This is a genomic window from Thiocapsa marina 5811 (assembly GCF_000223985.1).
GTDB classification, from domain to species: domain Bacteria; phylum Pseudomonadota; class Gammaproteobacteria; order Chromatiales; family Chromatiaceae; genus Thiocapsa; species Thiocapsa marina.
In genome coordinates, this window is the sequence record NZ_AFWV01000002.1 from 321,746 (window position 1) to 337,591 (window position 15,846).

Sequence of the window (15,846 nt, forward strand, 5' to 3'; positions counted from 1 at the left end):
CTCGGGCCTGCGTCTGGCATCGAAACTACCCTAAGAAGCGCTAGTAACGGTATCATGAGGAGCCAAAATTTCGGAGAGAGTCATGGCGCAGGCAACACGATACGGGCAGTTGACGTTCAGCGACTACGTGGAGCGCGCACTCCGCGAGGGCGCCATGTGGACCCTCATGGTCGTGGCGCTCTATCTGGTGCTCGCACTCGTCAGCTACTCTCCGAATGACCCGGGTTGGTCCTACGTCGGGGATGTCTCGCAGGTCAGCAACGCGGCCGGTCGGGCAGGGGCCTGGTTCGCCGATGTCACGCTCTTTCTGTTCGGGTTCTTCGCCTATCTGCTTCCGGTGATGGTCGGCTGGAGCGCCTGGCTGGTGTTTCGCGGTCGCGGCGAAGAGCCGGCGCCTCGCACCTGGATTCTGGCGCTGCGCTGGATCGGATTCTTCATCACCATCGTCGCCGGTTGCGGTTATGCCGCGATTCACCTTGCGGACCTCGGCTCCCATTTGCCGAACGGGGCCGGCGGTGGGCTCGGGTTGCTCGTGAGCGGCAACATGCGTGCCGCCTTCAACACCACGGGGACCGATCTACTGCTCGGTGGCGCCCTTTTGGTCGGCTTTACGCTCTTCTCCGGGATCTCCTGGCTCAGGGTGGTCGACAACACGGGCGCTGCCGTTCTGCAGGCCGCCGGCTGGGTCGCAAACGTCGTGCAGGGTGCGGCGACGGGCCTGGTGTTGCGTCGGCAGGCTGCCGCAGCGGCGGAATCAACCGGGCTTCCGGAGGCGTTGAATCTGATCGATGCCCCGACGCCGTCGGATGGGGAGTCGATGCGTTCGCGCTCGCAGGACGCGTCCGGCCCCGAGGCGCCGGGACACGAGCCCGGCGCGCGCTCCGGTCGTCGTTTCGATGGGGTTCCGCGGCGTGTCCGGGACGCCATGACAGAACCCGAGACGCTGTCGCTCGATGACCTCAAGCGCGGTCAAAAGCCCGTGCCGGCGGCGGCGCCGCGGATCAAGACGCCCTCGCGCCCGGTGACTCGGCCGGAGCCGCCGAGCTCGCCTTCCCAGGTCGCTTCGGTGCAGGCGTCTTCGGCCGCCCATACAGCGACCGGCCGGACCGAGGAGGTCAGTCTTCCGCCGCTCGATCTACTCGATCTCCCGCGACCGAGCGGCCGGGCCTATTCGGACGAGCAGATCGAGGACCTCTCCCGTCAGGTCGAGCTCAAGCTCGCCGATTTCGGCGTCCAGGTCCAGGTCGTCGCCGTCTACCCCGGTCCGGTCGTCACACTCTTCGAGCTGGAGCTCGCACCCGGCATCAAGGTCAGCAAGATCACCGGACTGGCAAAGGACCTGGCGCGCGCGCTCTCCACGATCAGCGTCCGCGTGGTGGAGGTCATCCCGGGCAAGTCGGTGATCGGCATCGAGATCCCCAACCAGCAGCGCGAGACGGTCTTTCTGCGTCAGACCTTCGGCTCGGCGACCTATCAGGATGCCAAGTCGCCCCTGACCTTGGGTCTGGGCAGCGACATCTCCGGTCTGCCGGTGGTGGTGGATCTGGCCAAGATGCCGCATGTGCTGATCGCCGGCACCACCGGCTCGGGTAAATCGGTTGCCATCAACGCCATGATCCTGAGCCTGCTCTACAAGGCAGGGCCGCAGGACGTGCGGCTCATCATGGTCGATCCGAAGATGCTCGAGCTCTCGGTCTACGAGGGCATCCCGCATCTGCTCACCCCCGTCGTGACCGACATGAAGGAGGCGGCCAACGCGCTGCGCTGGTGTGTCGGGGAGATGGAGCGTCGCTATCGCCTGATGGCGAAGCTCGGGGTGCGCAATATCGGCGGCTACAATCGCCAGATCGCGGATGCCGCGGCACAGGGCCGCACCATCCCGGATCCTACCATCGCCGCTGATTTCGCCGCCGAGCAGGGTATCGAGGTGCCGGCCCTGGAGCATCTGCCCTACATCGTCGTGGTGATCGACGAGCTGGCTGACATGATGATGGTCGTCGGAAAGAAGGTCGAGGAGCTAATCGCTCGTCTCGCACAGAAGGCGCGCGCATCCGGGATCCATCTCCTGCTCGCCACCCAGCGGCCGTCGGTCGATGTGCTGACCGGTCTCATCAAGGCCAATATCCCGACCCGCATCGCTTTCCAGGTCTCGTCGCGGATCGACTCGCGCACCGTCTTGGACCAGATGGGTGCCGAGCAGCTGCTCGGGAACGGCGACATGCTCTATCTCCCGCCGGGCGGCAACATCCCGCAGCGCGTTCACGGTGCCTTCGTCGACGATCACGAGGTCCATCGGATCGTCGAGCACCTCAAGCAGTTCGGTGCCCCTCAGTATCTGCAGGACGTGCTGCGCGAGCCGACCGAGGTCCTGCCCGGCATCGACCCCGAGCCGCGCGGCGACACGGAGGACACGGATCCTCTGTTCGACGAGGCGGTTCAGATCGTTGTCGAAAGCCGCCGCGCCTCCATCTCGGGGGTACAGCGGCGTCTGAAGATCGGCTACAACCGAGCCGCGCGCATGATCGAGGAGATGGAGCGTATCGGGATCGTGGGCGCAGCGGAGACCAACGGAAACCGCGAGGTCTTGGCGCCGCCGCCGATCGAGGATTGAAGGCGATCGGGTTCGGGGTTGGCCGGTACTCGCGGCACCGCTCCGCGGTGACGCGAGTCTCCCCGGCGCTCTGCGCCGCGCCGCCTGCCTTTGACTCGAATTCCGTCGTCGACGCCGGTTCCACCGATAGAATCTTTGGCGTTTTTTCGTGTCTCTCATGGATCCATTCGCCGTACTCAGGGCTTCATATGACAGATTTCCTTCCCTTGGTTGATCGGTTCGGGCATCGCCCGAGGCGTCTCGTTGGCTCCGGTCAATCATTGCGCTCGCGCCTTGTCGTGCTCGCCTTGCTCGTGCCGCTGATCCTCCTGTCCGGGATCACGAGTGCAGCCGCCGCCGAGGGTGCGAAGCGGGTGAATGACTATCTGGCGGGCCTGAGCAGCCTCCGCGCCGAATTCGAGCAATTTACCTTCAATGCCGAGCGCACGCGGATGATGGAGTCGCGCGGCACCCTCTATCTGCAACGCCCCGGCCGTTTCCGTTGGGAGTACAGCACGCCGAATCGCCAGGTCATCATCGCCGACGGCAGCCGAGTCTATCTCCACGATCTGGAGCTCAAGCAGGTCTCGCATCAGAGTCAGAGCCGCGCGTTGAGCGGAACCCCGGCGCTGCTTCTGGCCGACGGCGGGCCGATCGAGAAGCACTTCGAGGCGTCGCCGATCGAGAGCACGGATGGCCGGACCTGGGTCGAGCTGATCCCCAAGGCGCAGGACACCGACGTGGTTCGGATCGAGCTCGGATTCGGCAAGGACAACCTGGAAAGCCTCATCATGGAGGACAGCTTCGGACAAACGACCCGGTTGAATTTCACGGGGGCGGAGCGCAACGCCAAACTCAGTCCGGATCTGTTCAAGATGGAGCAGGGGGCGATGGACGATTTCCTCTCCTTCGACTGAAGCGCGTCTCGGTATGACCTGTGCTGTTTGCTGTTCGGATCGCCCTTGCGGATTCCAATGGGCGTCGGCTCAGACGCGCTTCAGGAGTCTGATTTTGTCTTCTGAACCGCGCTCGCCGCGACTGTCTCGAGGACTGCCGGGAGTCGGGTTGCGGCGAACCGGTGGTCACTGCTGCGGGCGCGGTTCAGGATGACTGACGCGCCGCTCGCCGAGCGGATGCGCCCGGCCACGTTGGAGGGATTCTTCGGTCAGCAGCACCTGCTTGCGCCGGGCAAGCCGTTGCGTGAGGCGATCGAATCGGGCCAACTCCATTCGATGATCTTCTGGGGGCCGCCCGGCTCGGGCAAGACCACGCTCGCGCGTCTCATCTCGCGGGTCTCGGGTGCCCACTTCCTGAGTCTGTCCGCCGTTCTTGCGGGCGTGAAGGACATCCGCGATGCGGTCGCTACGGCGCGGACGGTACGGGATCTGGAGCAGCGACCCACGCTGCTCTTCATCGACGAGGTGCACCGCTTCAACAAGGCCCAGCAGGACGCCTTCCTGCCGCATGTCGAAGACGGCACCCTGACCTTTATCGGCGCCACGACCGAGAATCCGTCCTTTGCGCTGAACAATGCGCTGCTCTCGCGTGCGCGCGTCTATCTGCTTCATGCCTTGGAGACTGAAGACATCGAGCGCGTCCTGGCGCGCGCCCTCTCGGATCCCGCGCAGGGGCTCGGAGACCTTGGGTTGCGTCTATCGGGCGATGCCGCGACTCTGCTTGCTCGCAGTGCCGACGGCGATGCGCGTCGGGCGCTCAATCTGCTCGAATTGGCGGCCCGAATGACGGTGGGCGAGGAGATCGCACCGGAGACCGTCGCCGAGGTGATCGCCGGCAGCGTGCGACGCTTCGACAAGGGCGGGGACATCTTCTACGACCAGATCTCGGCGCTGCATAAGTCGGTCCGCGGATCGGACCCGAACGCCGCGCTCTATTGGCTGGCGCGGATGATCGACGGCGGCTGTGATCCGCTCTATGTGGCGCGGCGCATCGTGCGGATGGCCAGCGAGGACATCGGCAACGCCGACCCGCGCGCACTGGACCTGGCGCTCAATGCCTGGGAGGCACAAGAGCGTCTCGGCTCGCCGGAGGGCGAATTGGCGCTCGCTCAAGCCGTCGTCTATCTCGCCTGCGCAGCCAAGAGCAATGCGGTCTATCTGGCCTGGAACGAGGCACTGGCCGATGCGCGGTCGTCCGGCTCGCTGGATGTGCCGATCCATCTGCGCAATGCCCCGACCAAGCTGCTCGAGGCGCTGGGACATGGACGGGCCTATCGTTATGCCCACGACGAGCCGGAGGGTTATGCGGCCGCAGAGACCTATCTCCCGGATGCCTTGGCGAGACGACGCTATTACCGGCCCGTCGATCGCGGACTCGAGATCAGGATCCGCGAGAAGCTGGAGCGTCTGAAGGCGCTGGACGAGGCAGCGAGACGAGACTGAGCGCGGCGCACTCGGGAACCGCGCCAGCTCAGTCGGTCGTCGCGTCTGCCCGGGCCGATCCCATCCAAAACATCGCATACAGCACAGGGCGCGCTTTAGAGGAAATCCGGCAGACTCTTGCGGATGGCCTCGGGGCTATGGGTGGTCAGGTTCTTGTCGATCTCCCCGGCGACCAACTGTTTGAGCGAAGGGGACTGATGTTTGCGCAGCATCCCCAAAAAAGCCGGAGCAGCGATGACGTAGAGCTTTTGCATCTCCCCTTTGTTGCGCGCGTTCTCCAGCGTCTCGCAGACCAGGCCGGCGAAGCGTTCGGCATTCTCCTGCTTGTGCGCCTCCTCGCCGTTGACACCGTGCGCCCCCGACATGGGGTCGTGACCGCGACCGCCCTTGTCGGTTGTCAGATCACCCTCGTGAAGCCGGCCTTCCGGGGAGGTCAGCGTGTGGATCTCGCGCAGCGTGCCAGCTGATTTATCGGTGGCGAAGATGCGTGCGCGGCTGTTGTCGGCGGCTAGTATCCAAGTCAACATGATGTCACCTTACTCCCGTGCTGAGCCCGACCGCGATGCGGTCGGAACCTTGGGTAAGACGGGACGATCGCCTCCGCGATGCGCGGCTTTGCGGTGCCGCGCCCCTCCCTAGGTCGGTCAGCTCCCGTCTCTTTCAGTGTAACAGGCCCGTCACGGAAGTCAGTGGCCCGGCCGATGCGTGCCGGCAGCGCGTTCGACGCACTCGAGGTAGCTCGCGGCGTCGAAGGGTGCTTGGTTGCGTTGCAGTGTCCAGAGTGCCTCGGCGAGGCATTCCATGATGCGATGCTCGGTCTCGTGCGGATCGCCGGTGATCTGCATGAGGCGGCTATAGAGCCCACGGATGCCCGCCGGTTGATCCACGCTCAACTGCTCGAGGATCGCGATGTGCAGACCCATGTGCAGAAATGGATTGGACTCGCCGTGCTCGGGGAGATAGTCGCGCCCCAGGGTCTTGTCCGCATCGGTCATGAGCGGATGATATTCGGGGTGGCGGCGCAGGACCTCGACGATCTGTGCCTCGACGGGCTCCAAGGGTCGTCCGGCTTGGGCCTTCTCCCAAGCCGTGATGAAGATGCGACGATGGCTTTCACGGTCGTTTGCGAGCATGGCGTCGAGCTCTCGATGGGGCTGGGGTTCGGGCGCGTGGCGATTGCGTTCGATCCTTGCGTCACGCCGGTGGCGTCTTGTCGCGATAATCGCACAGATCGGCAATCGGACATTCCGGGCAGCGCGGTTTGCGGGCGAGACAGACATAGCGTCCGTGCAGAATCAGCCAGTGATGGGCGTCCTTTAAAAAGATCTTGGGGACGTGGCGCAGCAATCCCCGCTCGACCGCGAGCGGGGTCTTTCCGGGTGCAAGTCCGGTGCGGTTCGAAACGCGGAAGATATGGGTGTCTACGGCCATGGTCGGCTCGCCGAAGGCGGTATTGAGCACGACATTTGCCGTCTTGCGTCCGACGCCGGGGAGCGCCTCCAATGCGTTGCGCTCGCGCGGAACCTGACCGCCGTGCTCTGCGACCAGGATCGCGCAAGTCTTGATGATATTGGCAGCCTTGCTGTTGAAGAGTCCGATGGTCCGGATATGCGCCTTGAGGCCCTCTTCGCCGAGGGCGAGCATCTTCTCGGGTGTATCGGCAACCGCGAAAAGATGCGCCGTGGCCTTGTTGACCCCTTTGTCGGTCGCCTGGGCCGACAGGATCACCGCCATGAGCAGCTCGAAGGGCGTGCGATAGACCAGCTCAGTCGTCGGCGCCGGATTGGCGGCACGAAGACGCTCGAAGAGACGACCGCGCTTTTCCTTGTTCATCGATGGATCATCCGGAAAGACTGTCCGAAGTGACAGCCCAATTCGTCGAGCGACTCTCCGACACGAGCGATGACTGGCCTCTTTCGTCAGCTGAAAATCCTGGAGCGGATCAGCTTCCGGAGAATTCGAGCGTCGAGCCGATCTCGGTCGTGCTGCGCACCCCGGAGCTCGTCATCGCAGGAACTCATCATCGCAGGATCTCGTCATCGCAGGATTGGGGATCGGCGTGATTCGGCGTTTCGCGAGCGAGCGGACTCAAGGCACGACCAGGGTGACCCCGGGCATCAGCTGATTGGGGTCTCCGAGGACATGGCGATTGGCCTCGAACAGCGCACGCCACCGACTGCTGTCGCCGTAGCAACGGCTGCTGATCAGTGCCAATGAATCGCTGGGGCGAATCCGATAGGCGCCTTGTGCGTCGAGTACACGTGCTAGAGCGAGTTGGTGTCGGTGCAGCAGGGTTTCGGCGTCGGTAATCGCCTGCTCGGCGTTGGCGTCCCGTTTCGGGTCCGGGATGCTCAGCGTCTCGCGCAACCTCTCGTAGGCCTCGCGGGCGGCCTGCCGTGCCTGCTCGGCATCGAGTGTGCCGCCGTCCTGTCGGGGAACCCGTGCGCGGAGCGCCTCGAACCGGCGTTCGAGCGCCTCGTGGGCCGTGGTCAGCGAAAGCCTGCGGGCGTCGAGGTCCGAGAGTTGTTGGTCGCGCTCGCTCAGGGCCTGCTCAAGCTCGAGCAGCGCCTCTTTCAGGCGCTGCACCTCGCCGTTCAGGCGCTCGATCTCCTGGGTCCCCTCTGCAAGCCGGCGCTCCGCCTCCATGCGGGCTTGGTCGGCGCTCTTGCGGGCATGGGCCGATTCCTTGAGTTTTCCCTCCATGCCCAGGAGTCGCAGAGTCATCGCTTCGATCTCTGCATCGGGCGCAACCGCGGGCTCCCGATCTGCCGACGGATCCTCGATCCCCCATGATGCAGCGGCGACGAGCAGCAGCAGGATCGCGGCGATGGCGCCGCTGTGCCGAGAACGATCCCGGGTCATGGTGAATCTCCTGGCATCGTCTCGGCTAGAGGTCTAATGCCCCGTGTCTAAGCGACGCTGGGAAGCCCGGACAGGGCCATGGCGACCTCGTCCTCGGCATAGGTCAGATCCTTCAGCTTGCCGGCCAGGTAATCGGTATAGGCCTGCATGTCGAAGTTGCCGTGGCCGCAGAGGTTGAACAGGATCGTCTTGGCCTCGCCGGACTCGCGGCACTTTTCGGCCTCGACGATGGCTGCCTTCACGGCGTGATTGGCCTCCGGCGCGGGGACGATGCCTTCGGCCTTGGCAAACCGGATGCCGGCCGCGAAGCAATCCAACTGATTGTAGGAGGTCGGCTTGATGTAGCCGAGCTTGGTCAGGTGGCTGATCTGCGGTGCCATACCGTGATACCGCAGTCCTCCGGCGTGAAAGCCCGGCGGCACAAAGCTGGACCCGAGGGTATACATCTTGACCAGCGGGGTGAGTTTTGCGGTATCGCCGTAGTCGTAGGCGAAGAGACCCTTCGTCAGCGTCGGGCAGGCCGATGGCTCGACGGCGATCAGCTCGATGTCGCGCCCGCCGCGCAGCTTCTCGCCCAGGAACGGGAAGGCGATGCCGGCGAAGTTGCTGCCGCCGCCGGTGCAGCCGATGATCATGTCCGGGTAGTCTCCGGCCATCTCCAACTGCTGTTGTGCTTCGAGGCCGATGACGGTCTGATGCAGCAGCACGTGGTTCAGCACGCTGCCGAGCGCGTACTTGGTGTCGTCACGCTGGGCGGCCAGCTCCACGGCCTCGCTGATGGCGATTCCGAGACTGCCGGTGCTGTCGGGATGCTCCGCGAGGATGGCCCGTCCGGACGCGGTGGTTTCGCTCGGACTGGCGATGCACTGAGCCCCGAAGGTCTCCATGAAGGCGCGTCGGTACGGCTTGTGGTTGAAGCTCACCTTGACCATGTAGACCACGATCTCGAGGCCGAACATGGATCCGGCCAAGGCGAGCGACGAGCCCCATTGACCCGCCCCGGTTTCGGTGGTGATCCGCTTCACGCCTTCCTGCTTGTTGTAGAAGGCCTGCGGGATGGCGGTGTTGGGCTTATGGCTGCCGGCCGGGCTGACACCCTCGTACTTGTAGTAGATCTTCGCCGGGGTGTTGAGCGCCTTCTCCAGTCGACGTGCCCGGTAGAGCGGGGACGGGCGCCATTGCCGGTAGACCTCGCGCACCGGCTCCGGGATTTCGATCTCGCGCTCGGTGCTCATTTCCTGCTCGATCACGGCGCGCGGGAAGATCACCGCCAGATCGTCCGGTGTAATCGGCTGTTGGGTGCCGGGGTGCAGGACCGGATCGAGAGGCGTCGGAAGATCGGCGTTGATGTTGTACCAGGTGCGCGGGAGATGCTGCTCGTCGAGCAGATATTTGACTGAGTCGCTCATGCTGTCGTCGGACCTCAGGGTGAATGGGTAACCGGCTGTCGTTGCGGCCGGTCTCTTGCGTCCGTCGGCAAGTGTGCCAGTTTTGTGACCGATCTTGAATCCCGTCCGGGCGTCGATATCGGCCGAGCGACTTGCCGCGATCCCCCTACCGCGGGGGATCGGGACGAAAATCCGTGTCGGGATTGCCTCGCCCGAGCATCGGAGGTCGCGTTCCGGCCGGCGACCGGTCTCGGAAGTCAGTAGGCGAGCTCATGGGCGCCGACATCGAAAGCGCCCCGTTGCGGGAGTTGTGTGCCGTAGAAATCTCGCGTGCCGGTCGACAACCCGAACTGCGATTTAAGATTGATCCCGCGGTTGATGAGCGGTGAGCTTGCCTTCAAGCGATACTGGAGCATTTTTGTCAACGCGCTCGGATTCCCGACGATTCCGCCGACTCCGGGATTAACCATTTCGGGATCGGCGAAGAGTCCGGTCGAAACCCCGTTGAGTTTTTCTTGCCCGGTGCTTCGGAAAGCCGTGAGACTCGAGTAGAGGGTCGATCCCCAACGGATTTTAAAGGGCGATCCATTCGACCAATAGTTGTTGCCCTGAATCGACAACCCCTTTTGGCCGCCCACAACACAAAGAAGAGGTGCGCCGCCGGTCGTGAAGATGATGTTGTTGCGTATGCTCATCGTAGAGGTCGGGGATGCCACCCTGATTCCGCAAACGTTTCCTGTCGCCGACGGGGAGATATAGATAGTGTTGTTGTAGATGTGGCTGTTGGAGATCTCGAGCGGCGCTTTGCTCCAGACCATGATCCCGCCATAGGTGTTGCGGCGCCCGTCGTTCTGGGAGATGTTGTATCGTATAACATTGTTCTTGAACGAGGGGGCCGAGTCATACTGCGCCAAAAGATATCCTGCGCCATCGTTCTCGTGCGAATAGTTGTACTGTAGGATCGAATTCGTCACGCCGCCGTCGAGATCGAAGCCGCCGCCGTCGGCGGCTCCCGACGTCGTGCGGTTTCCGTATGACTCATTGAATTGGATTGTTATTCTATTCGCGCGCCACGCCCAGATTCCGATCGGGCCGCTGCTCGATGTGTTGCGCACACCATTGGAATGAGCCACGCAACGGGCAATTCGCCCGCCATCGACGTTGGAAATGACGATGCCGTTGCCGGTTGGTTCTCTCGCCCCGGAGATCCCCTCGTTTCGGTACGCAAAACTTCCGGTAATGTAAACCTTGGTATGGGCGTAACCCTTGAAACCGGGTGCGTCATAGCCCCAAACAGTGATGCCGTTTTTGGCGTTGTCGTACGCACGTACGCCGTCGATGGAGACGTTCTTAAACCCGGTCGTTCCGTTCCATGCGCCGATCTCGACCCCTGCATGATGAAACCCGCTTGCATCGATCTTGCTCAAGGTGACCTTGTCGAGCTTCACGCCGCCCGGTAGGTCTGTGTAGAAGATGATGCCGGCGCCCTCGTTGACGTTCGCGCCCGATCCTCTGATGTTGAGGTTGGAAATGACGAATCCGGCGGTGTTATAGGCAAATATTCCATCGCCGTCCCCGGCGAGGATCGTCGCCCTGCCGCTTCCATAAGAGCCGATGCGGATCGGTGATGCCGCCGTCCCTCGATCGAACGCATCGAAATAGAGATTTCCGGAAAAGCTGTCCCCGCCTCGCAAGAACACGCGATCGCCGGGATCAAGAATCAAGTCATTGATTTTGTCCAAGGATCGCCACGGGGCTTGCGAAGATCCTCCGGAGTTTGTATCCCGGCCGGCGGCGCTCACGTAGTAATCGGTGCCGAACGACGCCGAAGGCAGCAGAAGCAGGATAAGCAGCAACGGGTAGAACATCGAAGGTCTCCTGAGTCCTCGTTTTGCTTCCTTCGGAGATCCGTTACCGCTTGCGGTTGACGAATGTCTTCAGGCGCTGGCGGTGCTTGATCTGGCTGGGTGTGAGCTTATTGCGACGCCCTTCGAAGGGATTGGTGCCGCTTTTGAATTCGATCCGCAGCGGGGTACCGAGGAGCTTGAGCTCGCGTCTGAAGCGATTGATCAGATAGCGCCGGTAGGTGTCCGGGACCGAATCGGTCTGGTTGCCGTGGATGATGATGATGGGCGGGTTGCGTCCGCCTTGGTGCGCATAGCGCAGCTTGATGCGCCGCCCGTGCACCAGCGGCGGTTGATGCTCCTGGACGGCGTCCTCGAGCAGGCGAGTCAGCTCCGGGGTCGAGAGGTTGCGGGTGGCGTTGGTGTAGGCCTTCTCGACCTCGTCGAGTAGGAGGCCGACACCGCTGCCGTGCAGTGCGGAGACCAGGTGCATCTTGGCGAAGTCGAGGAAGGCGAGCTTGCGCGCGAACTGTGTCTTGATCTGCTCGCGTTGGTCGGGGGCCAGCCCGTCCCACTTGTTGATTGCAACCACGAGTGCCCGCCCGCGCTCGATGATATGTCCCGCGAGTGTGGCGTCTTGTTCGCCGACACCCTCGTGTGCGTCGAGCACCAGGATGACGACATTGGCCGCGTCGATTGCCTGTAGGGTTTTGATGACACTAAATTTTTCAATGACGTCGTCGACCCTGGAGCGGCGACGCATGCCCGCTGTGTCGATCAGGGTGTAGTGGCGACCCTGTTGCTCGAAGGGGACGAAGATGCTGTCGCGGGTAGTGCCCGGGCTGTCGAAGGTGACCAGCCGGTCGTCGCCGAGAATCCGATTGATGAGTGTCGATTTGCCCGCGTTCGGGCGCCCGACGATCGCGACCCGGATGCCTTCCTCCGTCTCTGCAGCCCCGATCCCCTCGTCGTCGACCAGCGGGAATCGGGCAAAGACGGCGTCGATGAGATCCTGCACGCCGCGTCCGTGGGTGGCCGAGACCGCCATCGGCTCGCCGAGGCCGAGCCGATGGAAATCCGCCGTAGCCAGTACCGGGTCCATGGTGTCGCTCTTGTTGACCACCAGACTGACCGGTTTTCCCATGCGACGCAGGCGTGCGGCGATCTCGATATCGCCCGGGGTGCAACCGTCCCGCGCGTCGACGAGGAAGAGCAGATGGTCTGCTTCGTCGATCGCGAGCCGGACCTGTCGTTCCATCAGGGCCTCGACACCGTCGATGGCTTGGCTGATGCCGCCCGTGTCGACGATGACATAGCGGCTCGGCCCCACGACGCCGATCCCGTACTGGCGATCCCGGGTCAGACCGGGAAAGTCCGCAACCAGCGCATCCCGCGTATGCGTAAGGCGATTGAAGAGTGTCGACTTGCCGACGTTGGGCCGGCCGATCAGTGTGATGACGGGCAGCATGCCGTTCAGGGGCTGGACTCCGGTGGCGCGGATCCCGGCAAATCGGCCGGTGCGGTATCGACATCGCGCGACGCGGCGCCTGCATCGGCGGGTGCGCCGCCGCGCAGGCCGATCTTGGCCGCGGGCGCGCCGCCGATGCTCAAGGCGGTCAGGGTGCCGTCGTCGGCGAAAACATATAGACGGTTGCCGACGACCAAGGGGCGCGCCGTAATCGCTCCTTTTCCGGTGATGCGGGTGCGCCCGACCAGACGGCCGTCGGAGCGCGTGAGCAGGTGGACATAGCCATCCAGATCGCCGACCGCGATCAGGTTGCCGACCAATGCGGGGGCCGTCACCTGACGGTAGCGCAGACCCTCTTGGCGCCAACGTCCGGCGCCGTCGCTCGGGTCCGCACCCCAGATCTGATCGCTCGAGTCCGTCACGAAGAGGTCGGATGTATCGGCCGCGAGTCCGGCGTGCGCCGAGAGCTCGCGTCGCCAGATGACGGTGCCGGTCGTGATGTCGACGGCGGCCAGATCGCCGTTGTAGGAGCCGACGAAGGCGATGGTCCCGATCACGACCGGGTCTGCATCGATGTCGGCGATGCGCGAAAGCTCCGAGCGCCCGCTGGGGCGGGTAATGGCGACCTCCCAGAGCGGGGTGCCGTCTGCCGGGTCGAGGTTCAGAAGCTTTCCGCCGGAAAGACCGACCAGGATCCCGGAGGGCGTGAGGACCGGACTGCTGCTGCCGCGCAGCGTCAGCACGGGAGCGGGATAGTTCAGGCGCCATTGCTGGACGCCGGTGTCCGCGTTCACGCCGTAGATGCTGTCGTCAAGGGTATGGACGACCGCCTGGGCCGTGTCGGTCATGCGCGGGACCGAGAGGATTTCGCTGCCGAGCTGTGTCCGCCAGAGCTCTTTGCCGTCGCTGACGGAGAAGGCGACGAGCTCGCCCCGGCTGGTGCCGATGACCAAACGGTCGCCTTTGACGTCGGGTCCGCCGCTGAAATGCAGATCGGTATCGCGTTCCCAGAGCACGCGTCCGCTCTGGGCGGCGACGGCAACGAGTCGGCCGCGCGAATCCGCCACATAGATGCGCTCTCCCGAGAGCGCCGGAATCAAGTAGAGTCGCCGCCCGGCAGTGCCGCGCGTGACACGCTCCGACCAAAGTGTCGTCAACCCGACCGTCTGGACGATGTCGGTCAGCTTGGTGGGCGGTGTGGGATCCTTGTCGGCGCCGATCCAGGGGATCATGCTGCATCCGCTCAACAGGCCGGCGAGAAGCAGCACCCCGAGTCGGGCGGCGCCCGCTGTCGATTGCATGGCCATAGGCGGATCTGCGACCACTAGCCGGCTGCGGGTAGGTTGTCGAGCTTGAGCCGGATCAACTGCGAGAACCCGGTCCCTTCCGCGAGCGCCTGCTCATAGGCCTCGCGCGCAGCGACGGTGTCCTCGCGAGCCGCTGCGATGTCGCCCCGCACTGCGGCGAAGTCGCCGGCAAACTCCGGACTCGTTCCGTACTCGGCAAGGGTCTTGGCCGCTGCGTCCAACTGGCCTTCCGCAACCTGAATCCGCGCCAGGCGCAGCGCGGCGATATGTGCCATCGCTGGCTCCGGAGGGTTGGCGATCACCTCCGTCAAGGCGGCCATGGCCGCCTCGGCTTGGCCGGATTCGTAAAGCGCCTTCGCCTCGACCAGCGCGCCGAGTGCGGCATATGGGGTCGACGAGAAGTCGTCGCTCAGCATCCGGACCTGGGTCACGACCGCCTCGGTTTGACCGGTTGCGGCGTTGGCGAGCACCTGATCGAAGACCATCGAGCCTTGAGCGGCGACGCTATCGCGATAATCGCCCCAGTAACGCCAGCCGACGATCGCGCCCAGCCCGATGGCGATGCCCATGACGACCGCCACGCCGTTTTCTTTCCACCAAGCCTTGATGGCTTCGACTTTTTCGTCGTCGGTTTCGTAACTCACTTCTCTCTCCGTGGTGACGTGGATGCGCGCGCGGCTGGACCGATGTCGTCGCCTGCCGCCATCAATCCGGGCTCTCGATTTCTCGGGACAGAAAATCGACCAAATCGTCGAACCCCAGCTCCTGTTGATCGCTCTCGTCGCGTAGGGGTTTGACGCCGACAATACCCTTCGCAATTTCCGCCTCGCCGAGGACGAGCGCGAAGGTTGCTCCGCTCCGATCGGCCTTCTTGAACTGGCTCTTGAAGCTGCCCCCGCCACAGTGCGCAACGAGGCGCAGACGAGGCAGGAGGTCGCGCAGGCGCTCGGCCAGAAGCGGGGCCTCGAGCTGGGCCTGATCGCCCACCGCGACCAGGTAGGCATGGACCGCGGGCTCCCCGGCATGACCGGCGAGCGCCAGCAGCTCGACCAAGCGCTCGAGACCCAAGGCGAAACCCACGGCAGGTGTTGCCCGGCCACCGAGCTGCTCGACCAGGCCGTCGTAGCGGCCGCCGGCACAGACCGTGCCTTGGGCGCCGAGATCCTCGGTGATCCACTCGAACACCGTGCGGTTGTAGTAATCCAGGCCGCGTACCAGCCGCGGATTCAGTCGGTAGGGGATACCCGCCTGATCCAGGCCGTGACGCATGCCCTGAAAGTGGGCCAGACTGTCCTCGCCGAGGTGATCCATCAGCGTCGGTGCATCGGCGACGATCTTCTGTGTCTGCGGATGTTTCGAGTCCAACACGCGCAACGGGTTGGTGTGCAGACGCCGCAGACTCTCGGCGTCCAGATCCTCTCGCCGCGCCTCCAGATAGGTCACCAGCTCCTCGCGATAGAGTCGGCGCTCGTCGGGATCCCCGAGACTGTTGATCTCGAGACGCAGACCATTCAATCCGAGCGCGCGCCACAGGCGCGCCGTGAGCAGGATCAGCTCGAGATCGATGTCCGGTCCCGTGAGTCCGAAGACCTCGGCGCCGATCTGATTGAACTGCCGGTAACGGCCGCGTTGCGGGCGCTCGTGCCGGAACATCGGACCGCGATACCACAAGCGTTGGGGTTGGACGAGCAGGCCGTGCTCGATGGCGGCCCGCACGCAGCTCGCGGTGCCTTCCGGACGCAGGCTCAAGCTCTCGCCGTTGCGATCCTCGAAGCTGTACATCTCTTTCTCGACGATGTCGGTGACCTCGCCGATCGAGCGCTTGAACAGATCCGTAACCTCGAGGATCGGCGTACGGATTTCGGCATAGCCATACGCGGCGAGAATCCTGCGTGCGGTGTCCTCGATACGATGCCAGGCTGCGACGGCCTCGGGCAGGATGTCGTGCATCCCCCGAATCGCCTGAATATGCTTACCCATGTTCGGTG

13 protein-coding genes are annotated in these 15,846 nt (G+C 64.0%); 3 read left to right on the top strand and 10 right to left on the bottom strand.

The window, feature by feature from the left end; translation table 11 throughout:
• Positions 1 to 82: 82 nt before the first annotated feature.
• The 3 genes from THIMADRAFT_RS03795 to THIMADRAFT_RS03805 all read left to right on the top strand — a co-directional run bounded on the left by THIMADRAFT_RS03795 (position 83) and on the right by THIMADRAFT_RS03805 (position 4,989).
• The gene (locus tag THIMADRAFT_RS03795; RefSeq protein ID WP_007191645.1) at positions 83 to 2,611 is read left to right on the top strand and encodes a DNA translocase FtsK; all 2,529 of its coding nucleotides are present in this window, start codon (positions 83 to 85) and stop codon (positions 2,609 to 2,611) included.
• A gap of 188 nt (positions 2,612 to 2,799) precedes the next feature.
• On the top strand, positions 2,800 to 3,507 hold the full coding sequence (gene lolA / locus THIMADRAFT_RS03800; protein ID WP_007191646.1) for an outer membrane lipoprotein chaperone LolA: 708 nt from the start codon (positions 2,800 to 2,802) through the stop codon (positions 3,505 to 3,507).
• 189 nt (positions 3,508 to 3,696) lie between these two features.
• Complete coding sequence (locus THIMADRAFT_RS03805) at positions 3,697 to 4,989, top strand: replication-associated recombination protein A (RefSeq protein WP_007191647.1); 1,293 nt, start codon at positions 3,697 to 3,699, stop codon at positions 4,987 to 4,989.
• Between the two features lie 95 nt (positions 4,990 to 5,084).
• Here THIMADRAFT_RS03805 and THIMADRAFT_RS03810 read toward each other — a convergent pair whose 3' ends face one another.
• The 10 genes from THIMADRAFT_RS03810 to hisS all read right to left on the bottom strand — a co-directional run bounded on the left by THIMADRAFT_RS03810 (position 5,085) and on the right by hisS (position 15,838).
• Positions 5,085 to 5,516, bottom strand: a complete 432-nt coding sequence (locus THIMADRAFT_RS03810) for a host attachment protein (protein WP_007191648.1) — start codon at positions 5,514 to 5,516, stop codon at positions 5,085 to 5,087.
• Positions 5,517 to 5,675: 159 nt separating this feature from the next.
• The gene (locus THIMADRAFT_RS03815; RefSeq protein WP_007191649.1) at positions 5,676 to 6,122 is read right to left on the bottom strand and encodes a DUF1841 family protein; all 447 of its coding nucleotides are present in this window, start codon (positions 6,120 to 6,122) and stop codon (positions 5,676 to 5,678) included.
• 61 nt (positions 6,123 to 6,183) lie between these two features.
• The gene (gene nth / locus THIMADRAFT_RS03820; protein ID WP_007191650.1) at positions 6,184 to 6,822 is read right to left on the bottom strand and encodes an endonuclease III; all 639 of its coding nucleotides are present in this window, start codon (positions 6,820 to 6,822) and stop codon (positions 6,184 to 6,186) included.
• A 255-nt stretch (positions 6,823 to 7,077) separates the two neighbouring features.
• The gene (locus tag THIMADRAFT_RS03830) at positions 7,078 to 7,851 is read right to left on the bottom strand and encodes a LysM peptidoglycan-binding domain-containing protein (RefSeq protein WP_007191651.1); all 774 of its coding nucleotides are present in this window, start codon (positions 7,849 to 7,851) and stop codon (positions 7,078 to 7,080) included.
• Positions 7,852 to 7,898: 47 nt separating this feature from the next.
• Positions 7,899 to 9,260, bottom strand: coding sequence for a TrpB-like pyridoxal phosphate-dependent enzyme (locus THIMADRAFT_RS03835; RefSeq protein ID WP_007191652.1), 1,362 nt, complete (start codon positions 9,258 to 9,260; stop codon positions 7,899 to 7,901).
• Between the two features lie 236 nt (positions 9,261 to 9,496).
• Positions 9,497 to 11,107: a right-handed parallel beta-helix repeat-containing protein gene (locus THIMADRAFT_RS03840; protein WP_007191653.1), complete on the bottom strand. Its 1,611-nt coding sequence runs from the start codon at positions 11,105 to 11,107 to the stop codon at positions 9,497 to 9,499.
• Between the two features lie 43 nt (positions 11,108 to 11,150).
• Positions 11,151 to 12,551: a ribosome biogenesis GTPase Der gene (gene der, locus THIMADRAFT_RS03845; RefSeq protein WP_007191654.1), complete on the bottom strand. Its 1,401-nt coding sequence runs from the start codon at positions 12,549 to 12,551 to the stop codon at positions 11,151 to 11,153.
• A 5-nt stretch (positions 12,552 to 12,556) separates the two neighbouring features.
• Positions 12,557 to 13,858 (bottom strand): outer membrane protein assembly factor BamB, encoded by a 1,302-nt coding sequence (gene bamB / locus THIMADRAFT_RS03850; protein ID WP_007191655.1) that lies wholly within the window; start codon positions 13,856 to 13,858, stop codon positions 12,557 to 12,559.
• 17 nt (positions 13,859 to 13,875) lie between these two features.
• Positions 13,876 to 14,502, bottom strand: a complete 627-nt coding sequence (locus tag THIMADRAFT_RS03855; RefSeq protein ID WP_007191656.1) for a YfgM family protein — start codon at positions 14,500 to 14,502, stop codon at positions 13,876 to 13,878.
• A gap of 61 nt (positions 14,503 to 14,563) precedes the next feature.
• On the bottom strand, positions 14,564 to 15,838 hold the full coding sequence (gene hisS / locus THIMADRAFT_RS03860) for a histidine--tRNA ligase (RefSeq protein ID WP_007191657.1): 1,275 nt from the start codon (positions 15,836 to 15,838) through the stop codon (positions 14,564 to 14,566).
• Between the last annotated feature and the right edge of the window lie 8 nt (positions 15,839 to 15,846).